The organism is Paenibacillus sp. BAC0078 (genome assembly GCF_054483875.1).
On record NZ_JBTLRW010000014.1, the window covers coordinates 1 to 26,886 of the forward strand.

At 52.4% G+C, this 26,886-nt stretch carries 27 protein-coding genes; 4 read left to right on the forward strand and 23 right to left on the reverse strand.

What is annotated here, in order from left to right; genetic code table 11:
- Nucleotides 1-468 precede the first annotated feature (468 nt).
- The 13 genes from ACX1DY_RS22245 to ACX1DY_RS22305 form a co-directional block, all read right to left on the reverse strand.
- On the reverse strand, nucleotides 469-903 hold the full coding sequence (locus ACX1DY_RS22245) for a hypothetical protein (RefSeq protein ID WP_458966381.1): 435 nt from the start codon (nucleotides 901-903) through the stop codon (nucleotides 469-471).
- Between the two features lie 35 nt (nucleotides 904-938).
- Entirely contained in the window at nucleotides 939-1,868 is a 930-nt protein-coding gene (locus ACX1DY_RS22250) for an ABC transporter ATP-binding protein (RefSeq protein WP_458966382.1), read from the reverse strand.
- Nucleotides 1,840-2,856 (reverse strand): ABC transporter ATP-binding protein, encoded by a 1,017-nt coding sequence (locus tag ACX1DY_RS22255; protein ID WP_458966383.1) that lies wholly within the window; start codon nucleotides 2,854-2,856, stop codon nucleotides 1,840-1,842. Before ACX1DY_RS22255 ends, ACX1DY_RS22250 begins: the two co-directional genes overlap by 29 nt.
- Nucleotides 2,857-2,870: 14 nt before the next feature.
- Nucleotides 2,871-3,716: an ABC transporter permease gene (locus ACX1DY_RS22260; protein ID WP_458966384.1), complete on the reverse strand. Its 846-nt coding sequence runs from the start codon at nucleotides 3,714-3,716 to the stop codon at nucleotides 2,871-2,873.
- A 4-nt stretch (nucleotides 3,717-3,720) separates the two neighbouring features.
- Nucleotides 3,721-4,674: an ABC transporter permease gene (locus ACX1DY_RS22265; protein ID WP_458966385.1), complete on the reverse strand. Its 954-nt coding sequence runs from the start codon at nucleotides 4,672-4,674 to the stop codon at nucleotides 3,721-3,723.
- Between the two features lie 84 nt (nucleotides 4,675-4,758).
- Complete coding sequence (locus ACX1DY_RS22270) at nucleotides 4,759-6,375, reverse strand: ABC transporter substrate-binding protein (RefSeq protein WP_458966386.1); 1,617 nt, start codon at nucleotides 6,373-6,375, stop codon at nucleotides 4,759-4,761.
- 143 nt (nucleotides 6,376-6,518) lie between these two features.
- A complete protein-coding gene (locus ACX1DY_RS22275; RefSeq protein ID WP_458966387.1) occupies nucleotides 6,519-6,944 on the reverse strand; it encodes a peptidylprolyl isomerase in 426 nt (141 codons plus the stop codon).
- Complete coding sequence (locus ACX1DY_RS22280; RefSeq protein ID WP_458966388.1) at nucleotides 6,941-7,153, reverse strand: hypothetical protein; 213 nt, start codon at nucleotides 7,151-7,153, stop codon at nucleotides 6,941-6,943. The genes ACX1DY_RS22275 and ACX1DY_RS22280 overlap by 4 nt, the downstream gene beginning before the upstream one ends.
- Nucleotides 7,154-7,358: 205 nt before the next feature.
- Entirely contained in the window at nucleotides 7,359-7,574 is a 216-nt protein-coding gene (locus ACX1DY_RS22285) for a hypothetical protein (RefSeq protein WP_458966389.1), read from the reverse strand.
- 4 nt (nucleotides 7,575-7,578) lie between these two features.
- A complete protein-coding gene (gene clpB / locus ACX1DY_RS22290; RefSeq protein WP_458966390.1) occupies nucleotides 7,579-10,224 on the reverse strand; it encodes an ATP-dependent chaperone ClpB in 2,646 nt (881 codons plus the stop codon).
- Nucleotides 10,225-10,267: 43 nt separating this feature from the next.
- Nucleotides 10,268-11,263 carry a DnaJ C-terminal domain-containing protein gene (locus ACX1DY_RS22295; RefSeq protein ID WP_458966391.1) on the reverse strand — a complete coding sequence of 332 codons (996 nt, stop codon included), beginning with the start codon at nucleotides 11,261-11,263 and terminating at the stop codon, nucleotides 10,268-10,270.
- A 366-nt stretch (nucleotides 11,264-11,629) separates the two neighbouring features.
- Complete coding sequence (locus ACX1DY_RS22300) at nucleotides 11,630-12,097, reverse strand: Hsp20/alpha crystallin family protein (RefSeq protein ID WP_458966392.1); 468 nt, start codon at nucleotides 12,095-12,097, stop codon at nucleotides 11,630-11,632.
- Nucleotides 12,098-12,271: 174 nt separating this feature from the next.
- Nucleotides 12,272-12,826 (reverse strand): GNAT family N-acetyltransferase, encoded by a 555-nt coding sequence (locus ACX1DY_RS22305; protein WP_458966393.1) that lies wholly within the window; start codon nucleotides 12,824-12,826, stop codon nucleotides 12,272-12,274.
- A gap of 103 nt (nucleotides 12,827-12,929) precedes the next feature.
- On the opposite strand from ACX1DY_RS22305, the gene pdxR reads away from it, so the two are divergent.
- On the forward strand, nucleotides 12,930-14,357 hold the full coding sequence (pdxR, locus tag ACX1DY_RS22310; protein WP_458966394.1) for a MocR-like pyridoxine biosynthesis transcription factor PdxR: 1,428 nt from the start codon (nucleotides 12,930-12,932) through the stop codon (nucleotides 14,355-14,357).
- Between the two features lie 2 nt (nucleotides 14,358-14,359).
- Here pdxR and ACX1DY_RS22315 read toward each other — a convergent pair whose 3' ends face one another.
- Together ACX1DY_RS22315 and ACX1DY_RS22320 are read right to left on the reverse strand one after the other, a co-directional pair.
- Nucleotides 14,360-15,097, reverse strand: a complete 738-nt coding sequence (locus ACX1DY_RS22315) for a glycosyltransferase family 2 protein (RefSeq protein WP_458966395.1) — start codon at nucleotides 15,095-15,097, stop codon at nucleotides 14,360-14,362.
- 106 nt (nucleotides 15,098-15,203) lie between these two features.
- Nucleotides 15,204-16,211 (reverse strand): helix-turn-helix transcriptional regulator, encoded by a 1,008-nt coding sequence (locus tag ACX1DY_RS22320; RefSeq protein ID WP_458966396.1) that lies wholly within the window; start codon nucleotides 16,209-16,211, stop codon nucleotides 15,204-15,206.
- Between the two features lie 114 nt (nucleotides 16,212-16,325).
- On the opposite strand from ACX1DY_RS22320, the gene ACX1DY_RS22325 reads away from it, so the two are divergent.
- Complete coding sequence (locus ACX1DY_RS22325; RefSeq protein WP_458966397.1) at nucleotides 16,326-16,754, forward strand: VOC family protein; 429 nt, start codon at nucleotides 16,326-16,328, stop codon at nucleotides 16,752-16,754.
- A 153-nt stretch (nucleotides 16,755-16,907) separates the two neighbouring features.
- Here the strand turns inward: ACX1DY_RS22325 and ACX1DY_RS22330 are convergent, their stop codons facing one another.
- From ACX1DY_RS22330 to ACX1DY_RS22365, 8 genes are read right to left on the reverse strand one after another with little or no spacing between them, the layout of a single operon-like run.
- On the reverse strand, nucleotides 16,908-17,690 hold the full coding sequence (locus ACX1DY_RS22330; protein ID WP_458966398.1) for a glycerophosphodiester phosphodiesterase: 783 nt from the start codon (nucleotides 17,688-17,690) through the stop codon (nucleotides 16,908-16,910).
- Between the two features lie 42 nt (nucleotides 17,691-17,732).
- Complete coding sequence (locus tag ACX1DY_RS22335; RefSeq protein ID WP_458966399.1) at nucleotides 17,733-18,725, reverse strand: CehA/McbA family metallohydrolase; 993 nt, start codon at nucleotides 18,723-18,725, stop codon at nucleotides 17,733-17,735.
- A complete protein-coding gene (locus ACX1DY_RS22340) occupies nucleotides 18,722-19,195 on the reverse strand; it encodes a hypothetical protein (RefSeq protein WP_458966400.1) in 474 nt (157 codons plus the stop codon). Before ACX1DY_RS22340 ends, ACX1DY_RS22335 begins: the two co-directional genes overlap by 4 nt.
- Nucleotides 19,192-20,037, reverse strand: a complete 846-nt coding sequence (locus ACX1DY_RS22345) for an ABC transporter permease (protein ID WP_458966401.1) — start codon at nucleotides 20,035-20,037, stop codon at nucleotides 19,192-19,194. The genes ACX1DY_RS22340 and ACX1DY_RS22345 overlap by 4 nt, the downstream gene beginning before the upstream one ends.
- Nucleotides 20,034-21,206 (reverse strand): extracellular solute-binding protein, encoded by a 1,173-nt coding sequence (locus tag ACX1DY_RS22350; protein ID WP_458966402.1) that lies wholly within the window; start codon nucleotides 21,204-21,206, stop codon nucleotides 20,034-20,036. Before ACX1DY_RS22350 ends, ACX1DY_RS22345 begins: the two co-directional genes overlap by 4 nt.
- A 53-nt stretch (nucleotides 21,207-21,259) precedes the next feature.
- Complete coding sequence (locus ACX1DY_RS22355) at nucleotides 21,260-22,291, reverse strand: ABC transporter ATP-binding protein (protein WP_458966403.1); 1,032 nt, start codon at nucleotides 22,289-22,291, stop codon at nucleotides 21,260-21,262.
- A 38-nt stretch (nucleotides 22,292-22,329) separates the two neighbouring features.
- Nucleotides 22,330-23,154: an ABC transporter permease gene (locus ACX1DY_RS22360; RefSeq protein ID WP_458966404.1), complete on the reverse strand. Its 825-nt coding sequence runs from the start codon at nucleotides 23,152-23,154 to the stop codon at nucleotides 22,330-22,332.
- 36 nt (nucleotides 23,155-23,190) lie between these two features.
- Nucleotides 23,191-24,204, reverse strand: coding sequence for a LacI family DNA-binding transcriptional regulator (locus tag ACX1DY_RS22365; RefSeq protein WP_458966405.1), 1,014 nt, complete (start codon nucleotides 24,202-24,204; stop codon nucleotides 23,191-23,193).
- Between the two features lie 335 nt (nucleotides 24,205-24,539).
- Here ACX1DY_RS22365 and ACX1DY_RS22370 point away from each other — a divergent pair, with 335 nt between their 5' ends.
- Nucleotides 24,540-25,253 carry an ABC transporter ATP-binding protein gene (locus ACX1DY_RS22370; protein WP_458966494.1) on the forward strand — a complete coding sequence of 238 codons (714 nt, stop codon included), beginning with the start codon at nucleotides 24,540-24,542 and terminating at the stop codon, nucleotides 25,251-25,253.
- Nucleotides 25,246-26,844, forward strand: a complete 1,599-nt coding sequence (locus ACX1DY_RS22375; protein WP_458966406.1) for an ABC transporter permease — start codon at nucleotides 25,246-25,248, stop codon at nucleotides 26,842-26,844. The genes ACX1DY_RS22370 and ACX1DY_RS22375 overlap by 8 nt, the downstream gene beginning before the upstream one ends.
- Nucleotides 26,845-26,886 lie beyond the last annotated feature (42 nt).

A 26,886-nucleotide genomic window follows, 5' to 3' on the forward strand; every position in this document is an offset into this window, starting at 1 on the left:
GAACCAACTGATCCAAACAGACAAGCTCCATTTGATATTTCCCGCTATTCCCTTGATCCTTCTCGTTTAACATGAGACACCGCACTTTCTTACAAAGTTACCTATATTATACCAAATGAATGCGATGTCGTATTGAATTATTGGGTTTCTCAACAGTCTGACTAATTCCACCTAATTCTACACAGCACCGCCTTATTTCAACGAACTCCCCTGGCTCTTTCATTTCACACACAATTCTTATTCCCTCTATACATCCTATGCCGTTTTTCCGTTTCTTCTCATACGTCTATTAGACGATACACGTTTCAGAAACACCGCAGAAATACACAAACAAAATTTGTTCAATTCCGCAGTGCAGCAGCCATACATTAGCATATTCTGGACGAAGGAAACTTTACACCGCCGATTAACGCAAAATTGCCCTCCTGGCACATATGGCCAGGAGGGCAATCTGTTCTCATATCACGCCTATCTCTGAATAGGCTCGATCCGGTATACTCCGGCGCTGCCGGCAGCTATAATCTGCCAGCCGAAGGACAGAACCGATTCAAGCCGGTTCTTCTCGTCCTGTGTCAAAGCCACTTCTACAGCTTCTTTGCCTTCCTCCAGTTCCAGCTCCGCCTGTATGCCGAGCGCGACGAAAATCCAACTGCGGATGCCGCGGATCGTGTTGTACTTGATCTGATAGCCGCCGGTCACTGCCTGCCGGAACTGCTCCGGCTGCTCGCCCGCCAAAGCGGTCAACTGGGTATAATCGAATTCATATTCGCTCTCATCGACCGGAAGCTCTCCCGATTCAACTCTGCGCAGCAGCTCTTCATCGGACCAGCCCAGGGAACGCAGTGATTCCACCAGCAGTGCATCCCATTGCGACAATTTCACCTTATTTAAAGTATCTGTCATCTCATAACCTCCCATTACGATTGTAATTTATCTAATTAGTCAAGGGCCACGTAGTGGCCCGGGCTTACTTCCCGCAGCTCAGCCTGCTCACCCGAATTGCCCGCCCCGGCATAGCCATCCAGTTGTATCCGCTGGCTTACCTTCTGCGGGTCTGTCTCCAGAATGGAAGACAGCAGTGCTTTGGTGTAAGGATGAAGCGGATTGTCGTACAATTCATCGCTCTCCGCCACCTCAACCAGACGGCCCCCGTACATGACGCCGATGCGGTCGGAAATATGCCGGACCATCGATAGGTCATGGGCGATGAACAGATACGTCAGGCCGAATTCGGACTGCAGATCTTCCAGCATATTGACGACCTGAGCCTGAACCGAAACGTCGAGCGCCGAGATCGGCTCGTCGCAGACGACAAATTCAGGCCGCACCGACAGCGCCCGGGCAATGGAGATGCGCTGGCGCTGTCCGCCGCTGAACTCGTGGGGATAGCGGTACAGATGCTCTCTCTTCAGCCCTACCCGCTCCAGCAGCGCAGCGACTGCTTCCTTGCGCTCATCGCCCTGGTAGATGCCGTGGATTTTCATGGGCTCGCTGATCAGCTCCAGCACATTCAGGCTCGGATTCAGCGAAGAATACGGGTCCTGGAAGATGGACTGAATCCGGCGGCGGAAAGGCTTAAGCCCCTTCTCACCCAGCTTGCCGAGCGGCTGTCCATCGAAGAACACCTCACCGGCTGTATAATCGTACAGCCGGAGCAGACACCGGCCCACTGTAGACTTGCCGCTCCCGGATTCGCCTACCAGACCGAAGGTCTCGCCCTGGCGGATTTGGAAGCTGACGCCATCGACAGCCTTCAGCACGGCTGTATCGCGTCCGCGCATATCCTTGCCTTTGGAGAAGTGTTTCTTGAGATTATTCACATCCACCAATACCTTGCTCTCACTCACTGGAATCCCTCCCCTCAGCATTAGCTGCCGGCTGCTCCTGCGTCCCTTGTGCCAACCAGCACATTGAGCGGTGGCCCGGAGAGAGTTCTACTGCCGGAGGGAGCTCTCTGCAGCGGCCAAAAGCATGCGGGCAGCGCTCCATAAACGGGCAGCCGGGAGGCGGGTCGAGCAGATCGGGCGGTGTACCCTCAATCGGAATGAGCCGTTCACGCGAACCGCCGCCGCGCTTCGGAATGGAGCGCAGCAGGCCTTGGGTGTATGGATGCTGGGGCCGGTAGAAGATATCCTCCACCGTTCCTTCCTCCATGATCAATCCGCCGTACATGACGATTACCCGGGTGCAGACCTGCGCCACCACGCCGAGGTCATGCGTAATCAGCGCGACCGCTGTATCGGAATTGCCTTTTAACTCTTTAAAAAGGTCAAGAATTTGCGCCTGTATCGTTGCATCCAGCGCCGTTGTCGGCTCGTCGGCAATCAGCAGCTCCGGCTGGCAGGACAGCGCCATAGCGATCATCACCCGCTGCCGCATGCCGCCGCTGAATTCATGCGGATATTGCTGCAGACGCTGCTCCGCATCGCGAATCCCCACCTGGCGCAGCATCTTGGCCGCCTCGGCATAGGCGGCTTCTTTATCCAGCCCACGGTGCCTGCGGATGACCTCTGTGAGCTGCTGGCCGATTTTTTTCACCGGGTTCAGCGAGGTCATCGGGTCTTGAAAAACCATCGCAATCCGGTTGCCGCGCAGGTGCCGCCACTGCTTCTCCGAAAGCCCAGACAGGCTCTCGCCGCGAAACCGGATATTTCCGGCAGTGATGCGGCCCGGAGGCGTAATGAGCGACATAATCGCCTTGGCTGTGACGCTTTTGCCGCTGCCGGATTCCCCTACAATCCCAACAGTTTCACCGGCATCTATATGAAAACTGACTCCACGGACAGCCTGGTTCTCACCGTCCCGGGTAGCGAACGAAACCTTCAAATCTTCAACAGACAGCAGATGTTCCGTCATTATGTCTTCACTCCCTATCTTCGGATCAGCTTCGGTTCAAAGCCCACCCGCAAAATATCACCCAGCACATTAAAGCTCAGCACCGTCAGCAGGATCAAAAGCCCCGGGAACAGCGCCAGATACGGCGCCTGGGCGATGTAGCCCTGCGCACTGTTCAGCATGCTGCCCCAGGTGGCATTCGGCGGCTGCACCCCGAAGCCGAGAAAGCTCAGCGACGATTCCATCATAATCGCTGAAGCGATATTGTTGGTCGCGCCCACGATAATGACCGGCACAAGGCCGGGAAGAATGTGCCGCCAGATGATGCCGAAGCCGCTTTGTCCCGAAGCCTTGGCGTAGAGCACATATTCGCGTTCCTTGATAGTCATCGTCTCTGCCCGGACGACCCGGGCCACGTTCATCCACATCAGGAGTGCGATAATAATGATGATATTGCCGACGCTTGGCTTCAAATATACGCTGAGCAGCAGCAGAATCAGAAACGACGGGATCGACATGATCACATCCAGCATCCGCATCAGAAGATTATCCAGCCAGCCGCCGAAATAGCCGCTGATTACACCTATCGTGGCCCCGATGCCGGTCGCTACGATCATCGAAGCAAACCCGACCAGCAGAGATACGCGCCCTCCGTACAAAGCTCTCGCCAGATAATCCCGCCCATAGTCGTCGGTGCCGAACCAGTGGCCGGCCCCCGGCGGCGTAAGCCGGGCCATAGCGTCCATAGCATTGGGATCATAGCCGGACAGAAAGGCGAAAATCGCCCCGAGCGTGAACACGATCAGAGTCAGCAAGGCGGCGACACCCAGACCGTTTGTAAACAGCTCGTCCCTTACATTTTTCCATTTACTGCGATTCATGAGGTCACCCCTTTTTCAATTTGATTCGTGGGTCCACGAAACTGTAGAGTATATCTGCGGCCAGATTGCCGATGATCAGCATCAGTGAGGAGAAGAGGGTAATCCCCATGATCACCGGATAATCCATCCCCTTGACCGCCGTCATGCCCAGCGAGCCGATACCCGGCCAGGAAAAGACCGTCTCCGTTACGATAGCTCCCGCCACCAGATCGCCCATAGACATACCGAGCAGCGTAATCACCGGCAGCAGCACATGCTTCATGACATGCCGGAACAGAATCGTGGACTTTTTCGAGCCAAAAGCATATTGAATCTGCACGTACTCCTCTTTCAGTTGTCCGATGGTGCTGGAGCGGATATAACGTACATACCCGGCGAGAAAACCGAAGGCCAGCACAGTGCATGGCAAAATGCCATGCTTCAGCACATCCACAGCCGACTCCACACCAATCGTGCGCATGCCCATGCTCGGCAGCAGGTGCAGCTTGATCGCGAACAGATACATCAGCAGAATCGCCAGCCAGAATAACGGAATCGAAATCCCGATATAGGAAATAAAATTGATGAGCTTGTCTACCCAGCGGTTGCGGTTCGCACCAGCAATCAGGCCAAGCGGAATCGCCAGCACCACCGCAAGGGCAATGGCACTGCCCATCAGACCGGCTGTGGCCGGAAGGCGCTCCAGAATTTGTCCGAGCACAGGCTGATGATTGACGAGGGAATAGCCGAAATTGCCCTGCGCTATCTCTTTGATCCAGATGAAATATTGAATATAGGCCGGTTTATCCAGTCCCAGGTTATGGCGGATACGTTCAATATCCTCCGCGTGCATATTCGGTGTAACAAAAGACAGCACCGGATCTCCCGGAGCCAGCTTGATCATTGTAAAACACACAACCGATACAAAAAACAGCATCGGCAGTGTCTGCAGCAATCTTCGGACGATGAGTTGTCTCATACGCAGCTTCTCCCGCTCCTGATCGGCAAAAAAATAAGCTGGGTGCCCAGCTTATTTTTTCCCGTACTTATTTTTTGGCTGATCTTATTTAAGGTAGATCTTGGACAGGTCTTCGAAGATAACGACAGGCTTCAGCACCGCTTCTTCAAGTCCGCCATAGTTCTTGGATACAGCAACGACAGTTTTAGTATAAGCGATAGGATAGATTGGCGCATCCTCTGCAACAAGCTCCTGTGCTTTTTTATAGATTTCTCCACGTTTGGCGGTATCGGCTTCGCCTGCACCTTCATTCAGCAGCTTGTCGACTTCAGGGTTCGCATAATGCGAATAGTTGGAGGAAGCGCCGGATGTGAACAGAATGCGGTAAGCATCCGGATCATAACCCATGATATAACCGGTCAAGGCCAGTTCGAAGTCGGTAGCCTTCAGGTCGATGAACTTCTGCACCCAGGCAGAGGAATCCATGCTTTGCAGTTCAACATCCACGCCAACAGCCTTCAGCTTCTGCTGCACATACAGGGAGATCGCTTCCTGCGCCTTGTTGCCGCTCTGTACAATGAATCTCAGCTTCAGGTTCTTGACCCCTGCCGCTTCCAGCATTTGCTTCGCCTTGGCTGCATCGTTATCGAAGGTAGGCACATCATTGGTGAAGTATAGCGCGTCCGGAGTCAAGAAGGATTTGGCCGGATCAGCATATTCACTCGAAGTGTACGCTGTCTGGATAATTTCATCGCGGCTGAGCGCCAGCGACAGGGCTTGACGGACTTCTTTTTTCGCCAGAACGCCGGTATCGCTGTTCGCATTGAACATCAGATAGGACAGACGTCCCTCAGCGTATGGCAGGATTTCAAAATTATTCGTAGCCTGAATCGTAGCTACATCCTTAGGATCAAGATACTGCACGTTGATTTCACCGTTCTGCAGAGCAAGGTTCGCTGCATTGGCATCCTTGGCAATCCGGTAGGTTACCGAATCCAGATGCGGCTTGCCGCCGAAATAGTTATCGAATCGTTCCAGCGTCAGATATTCGCCAGCCTTGTACTCTTTGAACTTGAAGGGACCGGAACCGACGGGAGCGGCGTTTTTGGTGCTTTTCTCAATGTCGGCTTCGTTCTCAAAAATATGCTTTGGAATTGGAGAGACCTGCACCAGCGTAGCTTCAAAAGCCGGGCTGACCTGCGGCAGCTTGAATTCTACAGTCAGATCATCCACTTTCTTGGCTGTGATCGGCTTGTCGCCAATCAGGAAGTTGGCCCGCAGGAAGCTGTTCTGCTTCTCATCCAAAATTTTGTCGATAGTGAACACTACGTCGTCAGCCGTCAGCTTCTCACCATCATGCCAGGTAAGTCCGCTCTTGAGCTTCAGTGTATAAGTAAGATTATCGGCTGAAGGTGTCAGGCTATCCGCCAGATAAAAGGTTTTCTTGCCGTTATTCACTTGGAACAGCGGCGCATACAGCGCCTGGTCGATGGTCAGGCTGACACGGTCACCCGCATAGTTCGGATTCAGCACTACCGGATCGGAAGCGACCCCGATGATCAGGTTTCCTCCGTCTTTTGGTCCTTCGCTGGCAGCAGGCTGCTGTGATTCTGCAGGCGCATTGCTGGCTGCCGGTGATGCGGCGTTATTCCCCCCGGAGCACGCACTGATCAAAAATGTTAATATCATTATAACTGCAAGTCCAGATAACCCTCTTCTCATATCTTTCTCTCCTCCATTGTCTATGAGCAACTTCACTCGTTGTTTTTTGAATTATACATCGGAATACTCGGAATAACAATGGATGGAATTTCACATAAATGTAACTTGGAGGAAAAAGAAACCATTGGCGCTTCCAGGCTACTTTACCACACCCTGATTTCCTTCATTACATCCCCGCGTTTCAAGGCATCGACATGCTCCATCCCTGCGGTTACCTGCCCAAATACCGTATGCCAGCCATCAAGATAATCAAAAGTATCATAGCAAATAAAAAACTGGCAGCTTCCAGTACCCGGCCCAAAATGAGCCATCGACAACGCCCCGCGCACATGCTTATGGGGATTGTTCTGCGTCTCGCAGGGGATTTTGTCCGTCCCCCCTCTGCCGGTGCCTTCCGGACAGCCGCCTTGGGCTACAAAGTCCCGAACGACGCGCTGAAAGGTCACACCGTCATAAAAGCCGCTGTTCGCCAGCTTCTCGAAATTGGCTACGGTTCCCGGCGCATCTTGTTCGAAGAGCTCAAGTTGAATGGCTGTCCCTTTCTCCAAGGTAATCAACGCCTGCTTCATACGGTTTCCTCCGCTTCTGCTGCTCTACCGGGTCCGCCGATATGCGCAACCGTCTTCGCAGCTTCCTCTGGTGCATAAATCTCCTGCACATCCTCGTCTGTCAGCGGCCGGTATTTCCCCTCCGCATCGTACCAGAACACCTCGGCGCGCGGATTCATCGCCAGCAGGAGATTGATCAACTGTTGTACCTTCAGCGGTGATTGTTCCATTGACCCCAACTCCTCTAGCCGCAGTATAGATTCCTAAGTCTGTCTATGCGGTATTGTATAACAGGTTCGCCGCAGACACCAAAACATATATTTCCTTGTGGTGAAAGGGTGAATAAAGAGTCTTCCTGTCCGCGATCGTCCGGTATCGGCACCGGCCCTGGGTAGAACTCCGTCTGGTTTTGCTGGCTAACTGTACTCTGTACAATTATTTCAGCTCTAATTGAGCTTCTGAGAGACTTAGTTGTATTTGCTGCAATTCAAATTCGGCCGGGAGGCGGATTTCGCCAAATATCCCAAAAACAGCTGCACGAAATACAATTAAACCTCGGCTATGAGAATTTCCAGCCTGTTTAATTGTACTAAGTGCAGCTACCTGGTTAACCGTTCCACCGGCTTGAATGCTGCCAGCTCCAAAAGCCACTTCCTCACACCGAACTCAGCGGCTCCTCCACAGGCTTCGGCTTGGTGATCGAAATGCTCAGCTCGCCTCCGGCTTCGTGTACCTCCATCACCGAGCCTTCTTCCGCTTCACCGGCGATAAGCGCACGGGCCACACGGGTCTCCAGACTGCGCTGGATGAACCGTTTCAGCGGTCTTGCGCCATACACCGGATCGAAGCCTTCTCTGGCGATGAACCGTACCGCCGACCCGCTCAGATCAAGGCCCACACCCCGTTCAGCCAGACGCAGACGCAGGCCATCTGCCAGCTTGAGCACGATCTGTTCGATTTCATCCAAAGCCAGAGGCTTGAACATCACAATGTCATCCACGCGGTTCAGGAACTCCGGCCGGAAATGTCCGCTCAGCTCTTTCATCACTCTGTCCTTGACCGCATTCGTCAGCTCCCCGTTGTCGTCAGTGCCTTGAATCAGATGCGGCGAGCCAATGTTCGAGGTCATGATGATGATTGTATTCTTGAAGTCTACCATCCGGCCCTGTGAATCGGTCAGCCGCCCGTCATCCAGCAATTGCAGCAGGATGTTGAACACGTCGGGATGGGCTTTCTCCACCTCATCCAGCAAGACCACGGTGTACGGCTGGCGGCGCACCGCTTCCGTGAGCTGGCCGCCTTCCTCATAGCCGACATACCCGGGAGGCGCACCAACGAGGCGGGACACGCTATGCTTCTCCATGTATTCCGACATGTCAATACGGATCATGCCGTCTTCACGGTCGAACAGCGACACGGCCAGCGCCTTCGCCAGCTCTGTCTTGCCGACCCCGGTCGGCCCGAGGAACAGGAACGAGCCAATCGGCCGGTTCGGGTCCTTGATGCCTGCTCTCGCCCGGAGCACCGCATCCGCGACCAGCCGGACTGCCTCCTCCTGTCCGACTACCCGTTCATGCAGCGTATCCTCCAGACGCAGCAGCTTATCCCGCTCGCCTTCTACAAGTCTGCTCACCGGAACGCCGGTCCAGCGGGAGACGATGTCGGCGATCTCCTCTTCGGTCACGGCTTCACGCAGCAGACGGCTCTCCTGATCCTGTGCCGCCGCTTCCTCTGCGGCCTTAAGCTGCCGCTCCAGGTCGGGAATAATCCCGTAGCTGAGCTCTGCAGACTTGTTGAGATCGTAGTCTTCCTGCGCGTCCACCAGATCCTTGCGGGCCTGCTCCAGCTTCTTTTTCAGCTCGCGCAGTCCTTGAATGGCCGACTTCTCCTTCTCCCAGCGCGCCGTCATCCCGAGATGCTTCTCCTTAAGATCGGCCAACTCACGCTGCAAAGTCTCCAGGCGGCGCTTGCTGGCGTCGTCGGTTTCTTTTTTGAGCGCGGCTTCTTCAATCTCCATCTGCATCAGGCGGCGTGTCACTGCATCCATCTCACCCGGCATGGAATCAATCTCCGTGCGGATCATCGCACACGCTTCATCTACCAGATCAATAGCCTTATCCGGCAAGAAACGGTCCGTAATATAGCGGTTCGACAATACACCGGCTGCGACCAGCGCGCTATCGTGGATTTTGACCCCGTGGTGGACCTCGAAACGCTCCTTCAGGCCGCGCAGAATAGAAACCGTGTCTTCAACATCCGGCTCACTGACCAGCACCTGCTGGAAACGCCGTTCCAAGGCTGGGTCCTTCTCGATATACTTGCGGTATTCATCCAGGGTTGTCGCCCCGATACAATGCAGCTCGCCGCGCGCCAGCATAGGTTTCAGCATGTTCCCGGCGTCCATCGCTCCTTCGGTTTTGCCTGCGCCGACAATCGTATGCAGCTCGTCAATGAAGAGGATGATCCGTCCGTCGCTCTCGCGGATTTCCTTCAGCACCGCCTGCAGCCGTTCCTCGAATTCCCCCCGGTACTTGGCCCCGGCGATCAGCGCACTCATATCCAGCGAAAAGATCGTCTTGTCCTTCAGCCCCTCCGGCACATCCTTGCGGACAATCCGGTGGGCCAGCCCTTCGACAATCGCAGTTTTCCCTACGCCCGGCTCTCCGATCAGCACCGGGTTGTTCTTCGTTTTGCGGGAAAGGATGCGAATGACCCGGCGAATCTCGCCATCGCGCCCGATAACGGGGTCAATCTTGCCCGCCCGCACCTCGGCTACCAGATCGCGGCCGTATTTCTCCAGCACCTCATAGGTTGCTTCCGGCTCCCGGCTTGTCACCCGCTGATGACCGCGAATGTCCGCGAGCACCGCCAGCAGCTTGTCGCGCGTCACTCCGCGGCTCACGAACAACCCGCGCAGCTCGCGGTTCCCGCTGCCGGAATCGGACACCATTGCCAGTACAGCGTGTTCCACCGCCACAAATTCATCCTGCATCTGCGCTGCTTCCCGCTCGGCCTGCTCCAGCACGGCGATCAAGGGCTGGGACGCATAACGCCGCATTGTGCCTGCCCCCGAGCCGCTGACGCTAGGCTTCCGCTGCAGCAGCTCCTCCGTACCCTGCAGCAGCTCTGCTGCGGGAATGTTCATCTTCTGCAGCAGGCGCGGCAGCAGACCCTCATGCTGCTGAAGCAGCGCCTTCAGCAGATGGAGCGTGTCAATCTCCTGATGCCCGCCTGCCGCCGCCAGCGACTGCGCTGCGGCAACCGCCTCCTGCAGCTTCTGTGTTAATTTGTTGAAGTCCATCTTCTTCATCACCTTTCTGTGCTATGTTATGGCGGCGCGGGTCTCAGCCCATCGCGGCTTTGCGCCGCGCGGCTCCGCCCGGGGCCGACCGTTTGGCCCCGGCCTGGAAGCTGCCAGCTTCGGATAGCTGGCGGTACAGCTTCTTCTCCGCCTCCGTCAATTCGGCGGGAATCACAATCTCCACCGCGAACAATATGTCACCGTTCGCGCCATTCGGGCGCTTCAGACCCTTGCCGGAGAGGCGCAGCGTTTTGCCGCTGGCCATCCCGGCCGGGATCTTCAGCTTCACGCTGCTGCCGTCCGGCAGCGGCACCTTGGCTTCGCCGCCAAGCACAGCCTGCCACGGCGCAATCTCCACCGTGCCGTACAGATCTCCGCCCTCCGGCTCGTAAACATCATGCGGCAGCAGATGCAGTGAGATCAGCAGGTCTCCGCCCTGCGCTGCTCCATTTCCGCCGCTGCCGGGAATGCGGATAACCGTTCCTTCGGCGGCACGCGCCGGGATACTGACGTTCACATCCTTGCCTCCTACCTGCACCCGGATGCTCCCGCCTTTATAAGCCTGCTCCAGCGTAACCTCAAGCTGCGCCTGCATCGTGCTGCGCGCTTCACCGAAGGGTCCGCCTGCTCCGCCGCTGCCGAAAAAATCAAACCCCGCCCGGTCCGCCGCACCCCGGCTGCCGAAGAACATTCCAAACAAATCGTCCTCGGAAATCCCGCCGGAGGAGGAGTAGCTTCCGCTCCAGCCCGCACCGAAAGGCGAATCTCCATACGCCGAAGACGAAGCTCCGCCGCGCCGCGCCCCGCCGCTTCTTGCGCCTCCGAAGCCGTAGCGAAGCTCCTCATCGTAGGCTTTTCTTTTCTCCTCATTGCCCAGGACCTCATACGCCTCCGCCGCTTCCTTGAACCTCGCTTCCGCCTCCGGCGCCTTATTGACATCGGGATGCCACTTCTTCGCGAGCTTCTGATAGGCCTTTTTGATCTCCTGCTTTGTGGCCTTCTCTCCTACGCCCAGCGCTTCATAATAGTTAGCTGCCAAATGTGCCTCCTCCTTTCGTAAAATGCGGCGGGCAAGCCGCCATTTCCTGCCTTTTATTACCCTATTTCCGTCAGCCCTTAAAATGCTATATTCATATTCCGTTGCTGTATCCCGTAAAAAGACGCACCATAGCCGGAATCTCCCACTACAATGCGCCTGAATGATGGTGCTATATGAAAAGCCCGGCAAAGCCGCTGATACTGCAGAAGCCTTATTGGGTATACGGTGCTGGCCACTATACCCGGGTCTCCTTAATTTCCAGCCGCCCCGCCGGACTTGGACGTCTCCATCCTCATACCGCAGCCGCCCGGCTCTCCGCTTCCCTCGGATGCCCGCCGCACTGCACTTAACCGTCAACTTACCCGCTTATTGAAGCTGTTCTCCGGTAGAGCCGCTGTCCTGGATCTCAATCCGTTTGCCTAGCGGCTTTTGCCGTTTCGGTACCGAAAGGGTCAGCAGACCGTCCTTCAGCGAAGCGCGAATTTCATCCTCGGCGATGTCCTGCACATAGAACCGGCGCACATATTCTCCATACCGGCGTTCTCTTCGCACCACCTGATGGTCTTTGTTTTCCTCGTTATTTTCTTCGCTCCGGACCGCCTTGATCGTCAAATAAGGGCTGGCGTAATCAATGTCGATTTCTTCTTTTTTGAAGCCGGGCAGCTCAGCCTCAATCAGATACGCCTGCTCGCTCTCGCGGATATCCGTCCGGAAGGACATCGTGGAGCTTTTAATCGGTGCAAAAAAATCATCATTAAACACTTCGTTCAGGGACTTGGCCAGCACACCAAAAGCATCATCTCTGCGTTTTCCAAAAGGAACCAAATCAAACATCATACATTCTCCTCTCATTTGACTTTGACTTTATTTGACCTATGGCTTTATTATAATCTCCTCGCAGGTACATAACAAAACCCGTAAAAGCCGAAAATCCGGAAAAATCCGGCGTTTCAGCTTATTTTACAGCACAAATTTTGGGATTATAAACGTTTTGACCTTATTTGACCTTTAATGAATATATCGCTCCCGATACTCCGTCTCCAGCATACTCATCATTACCACATCATGGTACTCATGATTGTAAAAAAGCGCCTGACGCCGCACGCCTTCCCGGACAAAGCCAATCGACTCATACACGTGCGCGGCACGGTTATTATATGTATAGACCTCCAATTCAATACGGTGCAGATTCAAAATCCCGAAGCCGTAGTCTAGCATCAGCAGCAGTGCCTCCCGGCCGTAGCCTTGTCCCTGATGCCGCTCCTCGCCGATGGCAATCCGCAGGTTGGCTGTACGGTTATTACGGTCCATATCCTGAATGGCGATGTCGCCGATGATCTCATCATTCTCCTTAAGGGCGATCAGCAGCAGCACCGAGCTGTCATCCCCGGGCTTGCGCTCAATATATGCCGCGATCTGCTCCTTGGTCATATGCTTCTGCGTCCCTGTGAGTCTGCGGGTCTCCGTGCCATAGAACATGTGGTAGTACAGCTCGGCGTCTTCCGCGTTAAGCGGGCGCAGATACACCCTTTGCCCTGATAGAAGTCCCGAATGCTTGCTCATACTCTCATCTCCTGTCATTTATGTAGCTCTATGGTATTGCAGAACTGTATACTTTAAAATAGACAGAATCGTCTTTTTTCAAAGGACAGATTGGAGTGATCTCATGCTGCTTGTGCCAACACTCAGTGAAAATAGTGGAGTCCCCTACTACATACAGTTATATGATTATTTTAAAAATGAGATTACCAGCGGCTCGCTTTCGGCAGGCTCCCGGCTGCCTTCGATTCGTGATCTGGCTGCCCAAATCCATATCAGCACCACTCCTGTAGAGCTTGCCTACCAGCAGCTCTTGTCCGAAGGCTTCATAGCCAGCAAGCCGCGCAGCGGATACAGCGTGCAGAAGGTGCACCTGCTCAGCGAAATAGCGGAGGGTCTGGAGCGCCCCCCTCTGCCGCCCCAGCCCATTACCGCCCGCGATCCCCGGACGTATGCTTATGATTTCCATATTTCGCGGAATGACTTCTCCGTCTTCCCGAACAAAATATGGCGCAGCCTCTACCAGGAGCAGCTAACGAACCCTGATCTGCTGCAGTATGGCGACCCGCAAGGCGAGCCTGCTCTGCGCCTAAGCCTTGCCGCCCATTTGCGGCAATTCCGCGGGCTGCTCTGCACCCCCGAGCAGATTGTAATCGGCGGCGACCAGTATACGCTGTGCTCGCTATTAGCACTTCTGCTTCAGGGAAAGACGGGTCGGCTCGCTATTGAAGATCCCGGCTACCACCTGCTTCCGGCAGCTTTCAGGCGGCACGGCTTCGCAATCCTGCCCATCCGGCTGCAGGAAGACGGGCTTGATGTACGGCAGCTATACGCCAGCGGAGCAAACGCCGTATACATCTCGCCCTCCCACCAGTTTCCCCGGGGCATGGTGATGCCGATTGCGAAACGGCTGGCGCTGCTGGAGTGGGCGCAGGCAAGCGGCGGCTATATTATCGAAGATGATTATGACGGCGAGTTCCGCTATCGTGGTCGTCCGATTCCTGCGCTGCAGGGGCTGCTGGATAATAGTCCGGTGATCTACATGTGCAGCGTCGCCCAGTCGGTAGCTCCGGCGCTCTGCATTCATTATATGGTGCTGCCGCAGCAGCTTCTGCCGGACTATCACCGCCTGAAAAGCGAGTTGTACCTGGAGCATTCCGCCTCCCGGCTCAATCAGATTGCGCTGCATTATTTTATCGAGAGAGGGTATTTTGCCAGACATATGCGGAGGATGCGCCTGCTCTATCAGAGGAAACATGATCTTCTTCTGCACTCCATCCAGCATTATTTCGGGGAAAAGGCTATCGTTTCCGGCCAAGGCGCCGGATTTCATCTTCTGCTCACGCTAAGAAACGGCGGCAGTGCGCGCCAGCTCGCGGAGCTCGCAGGGGCCGCAGGCATCCGAATTACGCCAATGTCCTATACCTGGTGGAACCGGCCGGATAATGATGAGCCGGAATTTATTCTGGGCTTCGGCGGCATTGCCGAGGCAAGCATTGAGGAGGGGATCCGGCGTCTGGCAGAAGTGTGGCTGGGCCAGACACCGGAGAGGTGATTTTACTGAATACCCTTTGGTTTTCTTTGTACAAAGCTCTTATAGTTCTTAACAGACGGAATTTTTTTGTGATGCGAGATTAGCTCTTTATCGCTGATGATCCACGTATGATTTGATGAGTTTTTCCTGCGTATGGCGACAAAATTATATTTTCCTGCAGAATACACCTTATATCCCTTCTGTAAACTTCTTTTGCAAAAAAGATCATCTTCACCAACGTTTTGATCCGGAAACTGAACTTTGTTAAACACACCCTTCTTAATGACAAGTGTCGCGCCTGGGAGTGTATTTACGGACCGATTTTCATCATGTGGAAAACGAAGGATAAGCGTCTTTGAGCCGCGTAGATACATATAATGGGCCCGCTTTCCAATAACATCGGCATTTGTTCTTTGGAAGGTCTTCAGGGTTTCTGACAAATAATAGGGAGCGTAATAATCATCGTCATCGAATTTGGCAATGTAGCTGTATTTCGCTTTCTTGACGGCGTAGTTGAGGCATGTACCGAGAGAGGAACGGCCCGGAACACGGAAAACATGCACGTTTCGCAGCTTTTTAGCTAAGCTCTGATAGGGTTCAAGCGGTATCTTGTTGTTGTTGACAATAATGATCAGTTCTTTCTTTGGATGGTTCTGCCTTTTGTAATTATTGAACAGGTTCTTTAAAAAACTTTGGCGGTTTGTGCAGGTAATAATGGAAACCCCCTGCTTCTTTATACTATTTTTTGAGCTAGCTTCCATTATATCGCTCCCCTTATCCGTGAAAATCAACACTATCTCTCTATAAAATATGTGACAGGATAGCAAGGGTAACGGCATATCCACAAAATGAAGAATACGCACAACTCTACTTATACTTCGCAAGCATTTCAGTAAGCAGCTCCTTAACCGCCTGGGCCAGCTCCGGCGGCTCCTGGACCGCAGCCTCATTGCAGAGGCCAATCACGAACCGGGCGAAGAACCGCAGGTCGGTGCCGGGAATATCTCCTTCCAGCCAGCCGGTCCCGTCTTCGCGGATATGGAGTAAGGACGACGACCACAGCTCGGCCTCGCAAGCCTGAACACCCTCATTCGTCAGCTCAATATGCAGGCGGACCTGCTCCCGATTCTTGGTGGTCTCCCGCCCCTGTCTGTTATCCGCTCCCCGCTCCAATTCTCCCCCCTGCCGCACAGGATTGTACTCATCTATATTTCCCAGATGCACATGCCGCAGATCCAGCGGCGCAAGCCCGGAGGTGTCGTACACCGCCGCACGCATCCGGTCACAGCGGAACACGCGGATGCCGCCGCGCAGAAAACAATAGGCCGGACAATACCACAGCCCGCTGCTGGCATAAATGCCGATTGGCTGTATTGCCCGCTCCATGCGTTTGCCTTTGGACTCATAATCAATCCGCAGCACTTTCTGAGCTGTAGCCGCTTCCAGCAGAATGGCGAGATACGGGAACTCCGCCTGTCTGGCCGGGGTCACGAAATCAATCCGGTTCTTTATCCCGTCAATACGGTCACGGACATCTCCAGGCATGTAATGATAGAATTTGCGCAACGCCGATACGGATTCTTCCTTGAAAGGCAGATAGCTGTAATGACGCAGGGCATGGCTGGCGAAAAAGATCGCCACCGCCTCTTCCTCGGTAAATGCAATCGGCGGGAGGATTCTCTCGTTCAGCACCTGGTAGCCGCCGTGCGGTCCTACTTCGGAATACAGCGGGACGCCCAGCTCCCCAAGCTCCTGCAGATCTCTAAGGATGGTCCGTGAAGATACGCCGAACTCCTCCGCCAGCTCTTTGACCGTGAACTTGCGTTTGCGGTTGACGGTCATCATCAGGTCCAGCAGCCGTTTTGATTTAGACATGGCATAACTCCATTTTATTTTTTATTTGTGACAATACTTGTCACTATTATACTCTACAATGAACTCATAGCCCAGTTGAACCGGGCAAATTCAATAGTAGGGAGAGATTTGAATATGACATTACAGCTAAACCCTTTTATACTGCTGGGCGGAACTGCACAGAAGGCGATTGAATTTTATCAGGAGGTGCTGGGGGCAAAGCTGCTCTTCAAGCAAACCGTCGGAGAAGGGCCGCAGAATCCCCATTCACCGATGTCCGAGCAAGAGAAGGCACTCATTGCCCATTCCGTGCTGCGCGTAGGAGAGACGGATTTTTTTGTAGCCGATCTGGAGGAGGGACAGGTGCTGCGCCCGGGCAATAGCATCAACATTTGCATTACGGTGGACAATGCCGGAGAGGCAGAGCGGTTGTACCACTCTTTACAAGAAGGCGGGCAAGTGGACATAGAACTCGGCCCCACCTACTTCAGTCCCGCTTACGGCATGGTCACCGACAGGTTCGGGGTGGCTTTTCAGGTGTTCACAAAGCGGGGGAGTGAATAACCCCCAAAGTGGAGCGATGGGCTTGATGAAGACTCCGCTGTTCAAGCCCGAGCAGGCAGAACCGGAGGCATTGCCGCCAAATGACGAAGGGAAACAAGGCCACGGCTTGCCCGTGATCTTGTTTCCCTTCGCCGCTTCATTAAGAGCTTGTCATCAAGATAATGATGCATCTTTGGTTCTTTCCTGCTTCAGGCTCACCAAATCTTGCACATTGCGTGCCGTAATGGATGCAACGCCAAGATCGGCATAATGCTCCATTAGCCGCGTCTCATTCACGGTCCAGACATAAACGGGAAGTCCATGAGCATGGGCGCGCTCCATAAACCATGAGGTCACAAATTCATGATAAATATTGACCCCAAAACAGGAAGCCTCCAGCGCCTCCCGAAAGGTCATCTCAACGGCTAGCTCATATGGTGAAGTTCTGAAGAGCTGGGTGTCTGCATTAAGCAGCTTCCTGAGCTGAGGCTGTCTGCGCTGCGCGAGCAGGGCACGCTCACTTTCGCAGCCTGACAGAAAGACCTGTTCCAGCATGTCTAGTCTACGTACCAGCTCTGCGGCAGCTTCCACAGCTTCGTCCACTTTCAGATCGAGGTTGGCGATTGCTCCAGACGGCTTAAGCAACAGCAGCATCTCTTCCAGCGTGCTGAACGCCATACTGCCTCTTTTACCTGCATAATCAACGACAACCTTCACATTCTGCAGCTCTGTATAGTCCGACTCCGAGATGCGGATGCTCCGCCCTTCCACCGTGGTCCAGACGTCATCATGCGCCAGGATGGCGATTCCGTCCTTCGTTACCCGGATATCGTCCTCAATGATATCTGCCCCAAGCTCAACACCCCTCCGCACAGATTCCAGAGTATTGTCCAGCGTCTCCATGCAGCCGGTATGAGCTGTAACAAAAGGGAACCGTCCCCTTCTTTGTGTCTCCATCTCTGCACCTCCGCCTTCTTCTTGTGTACAATCCATATGATATTATTCAAAATAAATAGCATTCGTAAAGGCAATCAGCGTCCGAACCCCCTGAACCACGCCCCACAGTTCGGCGCGTATCCACAGCAAGCCTTGAACGGAGATTTCAGCATGAAGCGGAAGATTATCCGGCAGTGCGGTGAACTCGGACAGTACTCCTGAATTGCTCTTCAGACTGATCGTAAATAATTGCTCCGGCAAATGCCAATGCTCATGGCGGACGGTAAAATCCGCCTGAACCTGAACGACTGCCAATTGCCCAGTTTCATCTATTCCGCTGACTACATCCCCGATTTGATGCACCTTTCCGCTAACGTTCACTTCAAGATCCAGCCTTGGTCCCAAGGTGACGGAGACCCGGCCGGAGGACAAAGCCTCTATCGCCCGTTCAGTAAACGGCGCTTCCCCCTCTTCAATCCGCAGGTAGGTCACGGACAGCGGTTCACCCGCCGGCTCCTGGATATGCCAGTCGCGTCCCGAGGTGGCGGCTAGCCGGAAGCCCTCGTTCAATTTGTCCGTCCACAGCCGGTACGCACGGATGTTATTCTTCTTCACCGGTGCAAAGGTCGTGGACCAGACCTCGATATAATCAATCTCATTCCAGTCGCCGATTTCAAACTCCCAATAGCATCCCGTACACATCGGGCTGCCGGGCCGAAACGGATGAGCCATGCCGGCAAGTCCGCCCTGCTCATGAATCCGGGTCAATCCGGCATGGATATCTCCCGGTCCCACCTTGCGCCAATCCTGGTAATCCTTAATCCCGATGGTCACCATGTGACCGAAGAAGGTGGTCCATTCCATCCCTGATATAATCAGCAGCCCGGTCTCGCGTTCAACCTGCTCTTTGTTCGTAAGGCCTGCCATCGTATTGTGATCGGTCAGGGCAATACAGTCAAAGCCAAGCGACTTGGCTCCCCAGGCCAGCTCGGCCAAGGACTGCCTGCCGTCACTGTGAAACGTATGCGTATGAAGCTCACAGGCCATCCAGGTCATTGCGCCGCCTCCTCTTCCTGCCAGATTTGCAGCGAATATTCACAGTAATCGGTTACGACGGCATGCAGGCTTAAAGTAACCTCCCACATTCCCTTCCCGATCTCCCCGCAGACCAGGCCGGGAGAAGCCTCATTTTCGGATAAATACAAAAACTGTTCAGGATCGTGCCGGTGCGCCGCGCCGCGGTGTCCATCCGGACCGTCAACCGATACCGTAAGCAAATTGTTCAGCGGCAAATACGAGGTATAGCGCGCTTTGGCCTGTTCTATGGTTTCCTCCTCAAAGTAGAGGTCAATGCTACGCTCGATCAAGGCTTTGGCTTTCTCGATATCCTCCAGTTGTTTAGGTCTGTAAGAAAAATTGATCCCTAACCGTCCTCCCGCCGAAGTCAGGAAGAACCGGTAGGAAATATGCGATTTCGAGCATGCGGGTGTCACTTTGCACAGTGCATCCACGAATACCGTCTTCATGACTTCCGCATCCCTTCCTCTTTGATCATGGACAGGACATAAAAGTAACCGATAAACGAACACAACAGGAAGGTGAAGAAGGCCAAAGCTGCAGCAAGCTGACGGTCCTGGAAAACGCCGAAGACCTGTTCCATGGAGACACCGAGCATTTGCGGAGCATTGGGACCCACCAGATAAGGCGCCGTGAAGGAACCAATCACACCCATAAACACGAAGGTAACAGCTACGAGCAGCGTCTTATACGTCAATGGAAGAATCAATCTGAAGAAAATTCTAAGCCGTCCTGCGCCGACATCCTTGGCGCTTTCAATAACGGAATCCGGCACAGATGACAAAGCGGAACCCAGCAGCATCGTCGTAAACGGTACGTTGAACCATAAATTGGCGATAATGATGCCCTTCATATCATAAATAATCCGCGGAAAGCTCTCCTCTCCCAGATGGAACAAAATCCGCGACGCCCATCCATGATTGCCGAGCAGCTGAATCAGGCCGTAAGTTGCGATAACGGTAGGAATGAAGATCGGAATCATGTACATCCGGCGGATCCACCGCACGGCAAAGCCGTCGTTAAACCGCATATAGACCGCGAGGACATAACTGATAGCCAGGACAAGCAGGGAAGAGATCACGGTGATCTCAAGGGTGAAGATAATGTTGGAACGCATCAGCTTATCCGTGAACAGGTATTTATAGTTGGAAAGATCATAACCGCCCGTTTTATTTGTGAGGCTTTCCTTCAAGGAGCTGATAATGGGCAGAACGACGATAAACACCAGAATCAAAAAGGAAGGGAGAACCAGGGAAATCCCCAGTAGCCCCCTTTTTACTTGTCTGCTCATTGGGCAGCAACTTCACTTTGCCATCTCTGATTGATGTCTTTACCCAGATCCCCGAGGCTGAATGTCCGGTAGCCTTCGGATACACCTTTGAAGGAATCCTGGATGGCCTGAGGCATATTGGTCAATTGAATGCCCGGGAAGCCCTGCATTTTGTTAACGACCTCCGTCTGCGCTTCAGGTGACAGTACGAAATCGAGGAATTTGTACACCGCGTCTTTCTTGTCAGAAAGCTTAGGCACCATCAGATAAGTCGGGCCGCCATTAAAGCCTGGGGTCACTTGCTGCATTTTGGTGGTAGCAGGCAGTTGTCCTTTGGCGATCTGATCCAGCACCATATCCGACCAGGCCGGAATCATGTCTACTTCACCGCTGGCGAGCAGGTCGAGTGTTCCCTGGTTTTTCTTCGGATAAATACCTTTGCCGTATACATATTTGCCCAGATCCTTCAGCAGATCAAAACCTTGCGTCCACTGGCTCTCAATGCTTGGATCAGAGTTGTGGATGGCCTCTTCCGGCAGGAATTTGTAGATTGATGTAATAACAAACGAGCTGCCGGAACCACCGGTCGAAGGATCGTTGTAAGCAAATTTCTCCGGATTGGCGCGGATCCAGTCGTAGAGCTCGTCCAGTGTCTGTGGAGGCGTCTTGACTTTATCGCTATTATAGGCGAGCACCACTGCGGACGAACGGTAAGGAACGGCCAAATTGGATACATCGTTCATCGTTTGCTGGTCTACGTTTTTCAAGTTAGCAATCTGGCCGGTGCTGAGCGTATCCCAAAGATCATCTTTTTTGCCTTTGGTGACGTCATCAATTGAGCTCTCATAGAGATCCACACCGCCCGAGCCTTTGCCAGCCTGTTTGGCAGCCATGATTTTATCGTAGGTAGGCTGTGCTGCCGTACCGGAAGCCACGTAGACGGGGTTAACCTTAATATCCGGGTTTTTCTCTTCAAACATCGGAATCAGCGTTTTCCATAAATCATCCACATTTTGCGAACCCGTGTAATAGAAAGTGAACTCTGTCGCTTGGGCCTCTGGAGCTGAAGTGGAATTCGCGCCTCCGGCTGTAGCGGACTCAGCCTTCTTGTCAGACGCGCAGCCAGCCAGCAAAGAACCGGCCACAACCAGACTTGCCGTTAGAGATAGAGCTTTTTTCTTGTTCAACATGCACAAATGCCTCCTCAGGATTTATGAATTTATAAAAGTCTTGGAAAATGGGTTTACGCTTGCGGGTACGCCAAAATTTTGGAGAACCGAACGGAAATCTCTTGACCCTGCTGCAATTCCTTAACCTTGTCACGGGCCACGAAGGCCCGGATTATGCCATGATCCCGGATGTCGACCGATACTTCGGCATAGTGTCCAAGCACCATAATTTGTTTAATGATTCCATGAAGCCCGCTTCCTGTTGAACTCTCCAATACAACATCCTCCGGCCGAACCGCAACGGTTGCCTCGCCTGACAGGCCGGCAGCATTCGGAAAGTGAAGTGAACCTATTTGAATTACATCCCCGGTAATCACCCCCTTAACAAAATTCATTTTCCCGATAAACTGTGCGACGTACAAAGATTTCGGCTCATCATAAATCTCCTGCGGTGTTGCAATCTGCTCGATCCGGCCATGGTTCATGACCACGATCCGGTCGGAGATGGATAATGCCTCCTCCTGATCATGAGTAACAAAAACCATCGTCAGTCCAAGCTCAGCCTGGATTTCGCGGAGCTCCTCACGCATCTCGTGGCGCAGCTTGGCGTCCAGGGCGGAGAAAGGCTCGTCCAGCAGCAGCACCGCCGGCTTCAGCAGCAGCGATCTCGCCACCGCAATGCGCTGCTGCTGTCCGCCTGACAGCTGTGCGGGATATTTCTTCTCGGAGCCGGGCAGACGAACCAGGTCAAGCACTTGCGAAACTGCCTTATCGCGATCAGCCTTCCTGATCTTCCGGATCTTGAGTCCAAAGGCCAAATTCTCATAAACCGTCATATGCGGCCATAAATTGTAGCCCTGAAACACCATCGACGTCGGACGTTTCTCGGGAGGAGCGCTGAGCACGCTTCTCCCTTCGATCATGATGTCGCCGGAGTCCGGGTCCAGGAAACCGCCGATGCTGCGCAGCACCGTCGTTTTGCCGCAGCCGGAGGGGCCAAGCAGCGTAATCATTTCCCCTTTTCTTACATCCAGTGAAATATCGGTGACACCGTCACCGGTCTTGTACCGCTTCGACAGCTTCTGTATGGATAAATGAGCCTGCATAATAACCTCCTAGCAAAATGACTTCGGAATTACGCCAGTTATTTCATTTGAAATCCGCTCGACAGGACATCTGCGCTTACGAACTTCTGAGCAGCGAGCAGCAGAATCAAGGTCGGGGCTGTCAATATAATCGAGAAAACTGCGCCGGCATAAGCGGGATAATCCGTAATAATGCCGTACATGACAACGGGCATCGTTCTGAAATTAGGCACCCCAACGAGATAGGTTCCCTGCGCCTCATCCAGTGAGCTCAGGAAAGTAAAGATCGAAGCGACAATGATTCCCGGCATAGCCAGCGGAAGGGTAATGCTGCGGAATACGCGAAACGGGCTTGCTCCCACATCTCTTGCCGATTCCTCCTGGGCCACATGCACATTCCGGAAGGAAGAGGTAGGTATCCAAGTCATGTACATCAGCACGTTAATGATATGGATGAGCACCACTCCAAGAAGCGTGTTCATCAGGCCGATCTTATAGAACAATACAGCTATTGAAACGTAGAGGCCCATTTTGGGAAAAGCGTGTGTTAGCAGAAACGAGAACAGGAAGAAACGGCTGAGCGGGAAGCGAATCCGTGCGAACGCGTACGCTGCTGGAACGCACAGCAGGATCGACACCGAAGTGACAATAGCGGCGATGCCAAATGACAGTCCGATTGACTTAGCAATTCCGTCCTGGGACAGCACAAAGGACCACCATTTCAGAGACCACTCTCTCGGGAGCGTATCCGGGTAATTCCACTGTCCGGTAAAAGCCAGGATGGCCAGATTTAACAATGGGCCCATGAAGAAAATCACGAAGCCGGCCAGCAACAAAAACTCTATGATTTTTTTAGGTCCAACAGCTTTTAAATACCATCTCATTACAGCGCTTCTCCTTTCGTCTCCGGCATAAAGCCGTTATTGAAATCGTGTGGTTGAATCCCGGATCACCAGCTGCGGCTCTAGCTCAATTGCCGTTTCTTCTACCGGCTCATGCCGGATCAGCTTGTCCAGCATCTCGCAGGCCAGCCTTCCCATCATCTCCGTATCCACTCGCACCGAAGTCAGCGAAGGGGTCAGAATGGATGCAGCATCAATATCGTCGAAGCCCATAACAGCCACCTGCCCGGGAACTGTAACGGAATGCTCCATCAAAAACTTCATCGCCCCCAGCGCGATCATATCGTTAGTGCCGAAGATCGCTGTGTAGGGGTGGCTACGGAAATGCTCCCAGTGCTCCTCCATTTTCCGGTAGCCTTCCTCAAAGGTTGAGGACTCCAGATATGTGATGTCGGATTCGCCGAACTCGTAGCCTTGCCCGTTCATATAGGTGCGGAAGCCCTCCAGACGGAGATGATGGCTCCGGTGGGACTGCGGTCCGGCGAGCACGAATATCCGGCGGTGCCCAAGTCCGCTCAAATGCCGGGCGGCTTCCATGCCTCCATTCTGGTCGCGGTTGACGATATGAATGACACCGGGAACATCCGTGGACCCGTTCACCATGATGTACGGAACACCAAATTTACCGATATGATCAATCACATTCTGTTCCAGGCGGCTGATCAGGATCAGCCCGTCCACTCGTTTCTCCAGCATGAAATCGGCGGAGCGCAGCGACATCTCATACTCCGTGGTCACAAACACCGAATAGTTCATCGGAGAAGCTGTCGCCAGAATGGCATCCAGTATTTTTCCGTAAAAGGGATGCGATGCGACCGGATACTCGCGGCGGTAGATCAATATGCCGATGTTATGGGTCCGCTGCGAGACCATCGCCCGCGCAACCGCACTCGGTTTGTACTGCAGTTCCTGAATGACTTTAAGTACTTTGTCTCTTGCTTCCTGGCTTGTATACCCCCGGCCCGAAATCACCCGGGAAACTGTGGATTTGGATACACCTGACAATTGCGCAATCTCTTTAATATTTCTCACGGCTTAACCTCGCTCTCCATTGTGAGACCGTTCCCATATGAGATCGTTCCCACATCAAACAGATTAACTTTCGAATGTAAGTCCGGTATTATCGAAAAAGATCAATTGCGTAAATCATTTTTCGAGTTTTTACGCTATCCGCCGCTCTATTTTCCAGACTGAGCCAATAAAGCGCTTATATGTAATCCTTCTGCAAAGGCGGCTTGTTGTTCTCGAAGTAAAAACACAAAACACTCCGCTTTTTTCGATCAGAAATAAATGAACGATTGGCATAGGCTAAACGTATTATCAATATTACGTTAGAACCGCATACTCCAAAGGAGAGGTGAATGGAAATGCTTACCATAAAACATTTTAGCAAGAGCTATAAGGGTGGTAAAAAGGCAGTAAATGACTTGAATTTAGTGGTCGAGCGAGGCGATATCTATGGCTTTATCGGACATAACGGTGCAGGAAAGACAACAACCATCCGGGCAGTAGTTGGTGTGCTTGATTTTGAAGAAGGGGATATTGAAATTGACGGTATCTCCATTAAGAAGGATCCGGTAGCTTGCAAGGCGAGTATTGCGTATATTCCTGATAACCCGGATCTATACGATCATCTTACCGGCATACAGTACTTGAATTTTATTGGCGATCTCTTTAGCGTATCCAAAGCGGATCGTGAGCTGCTCATCAAAAAATACAGCGATGCTTTTCAGCTTACGGCCCATTTGGGTGATATGATCTCATCGTATTCTCATGGGATGAAGCAGAAGCTTGCGATCATCTCTGCTCTCATTCATAAACCAAAGCTGTTAGTGCTAGACGAACCCTTTGTTGGACTTGATCCAAAGGCTGCTCACATGTTAAAGACAATCATGGTGGATCTGTGCAGCCATGGCAGCGCCATCTTCTTCTCAACACATGTGCTGGATGTGGCCGAGAAGCTCTGCAATAAGATAGCGATTATCAAGGCGGGCCAATTGGTAGCCCACGGCAAGACCGAAGTTGTAAAGGGCGAGAATAGCCTGGAGGATGTATTCATGGAGTTGATAGACAATGATTAATACTTGGAGATTAGCGAAGCTGCAGTTACTTTCTTCATTTGGCTTGAATAAGGCTTTACATACGAAAGATGTTAGGGAAAGACGCAAATTGCTTCTACTGAGCATCGGGATTCTGGCGGGTGTGCTCATGATAGCAGTAGTTTCATTTGGCTACAGCTTCATGATGGCACTGACTTTTGAACAAATCGGGCGGATGGACCTGTTGCTTGCCATTATGATGGCTATCACTTCTATTGTAGGGTTCTTTACTACGATCTATAAGGCAAGCGGTGTATTATTCAGCTATAAGGACTACGATCTGGTTATGTCGCTGCCTATAAAGACGAGTCATGTTGTCGCAAGCCGTGTTCTCCAGCTCTATGTGCTGACTTTGTTTTTTACTGTGATGGTCATGCTGCCAGCCGGTATAGTTTATGCTATAAAAGTGATTCCTGGGGCGTTATTTTATCTGTTTTTTCTAATGACGCTCTTATTGATTCCGTTACTGCCGATTATTGCCGCAACTATTATTGGCTCATTCATTAGCTGGTTCTCCTCCCGGTTTAAAGCGAGCCGGATGATCAGCCTTGTATTAACCTTTGCTGTAATTATTGCATTCATGGTTGGTTCATTTACTCTGAACGGGAACGAGCAGGCATTAGCTGATATGGGGACTGGGCTGGCAGATATGATATTTAAGCTGTATCCCCTGACAGCCATGTATATAGATGCTGTTTGCTCGTATCGGATAAGCTCATTGTTATTATTTACTGCGATTTCCGTACTTTCTTTTATAATATTTGCCGCTGTGCTAGGTACAAGATATAAAGCTATTCATACAGGTCTAATGACCAGTCATGCAAGCAGTAAATATATAATGAAGCCGTTAGCCGTATCATCTCCATTTCGTGCACTGTACAAGAAAGAGTTAGGCCGATATTTTAGTTCTTCTATTTATGTGCTGAATACAAGCATTGGCATGATTTTATTACTGGTGATGTCGATTGCTTTATTGTTTGTCAGCTCGGAGAAGCTAGGGGAACTGATCGAAATTCCACAATTATCACAATATCTGAGTACGCTGGCTCCAATCATAGTTTCCTTATTTGTAACTTTAAGCTGTACAACGTCAAGCTCCATTTCTCTTGAGGGTAAGCATTTATGGATACTAAAAAGCTCACCCGTGTCGAAACAAAGCATATTGCTTAGCAAGGTTGCCGTGAATCTCACCATTACATTACCGGTCTTGGTTGTGAGTTGTGTGCTGCTTATAATATCGCTGCATACAGGGTGGACCGAAAGCTTATTATTGCTTGTTATCCCTTTGATATATGCTTGTTATTCAGCGATGATGGGCGTAATTGTTAATTTGAAATTACCTAATCTGGAGTGGACAAGCGAAGTTACGGTGGTAAAACAGAGTGCAGCGGTCATGGTGTCTATGTTCATAGGAATCCTTAGTCTGTTATTACCATTCGGTATATCCCTTCTTCTGACTAATGTAAATGGTAACCTCATCTTGTTAGGTGTTGGAATTCTTATGGTAGCGATATGTATAGGAATGTATAGATATATACAGACTAAAGGGGAAGAGTTGCTTCAGAAGCTTTAACAAGCAACATGTGAACCGTATCACAAGCAGGGCGAAATTTGC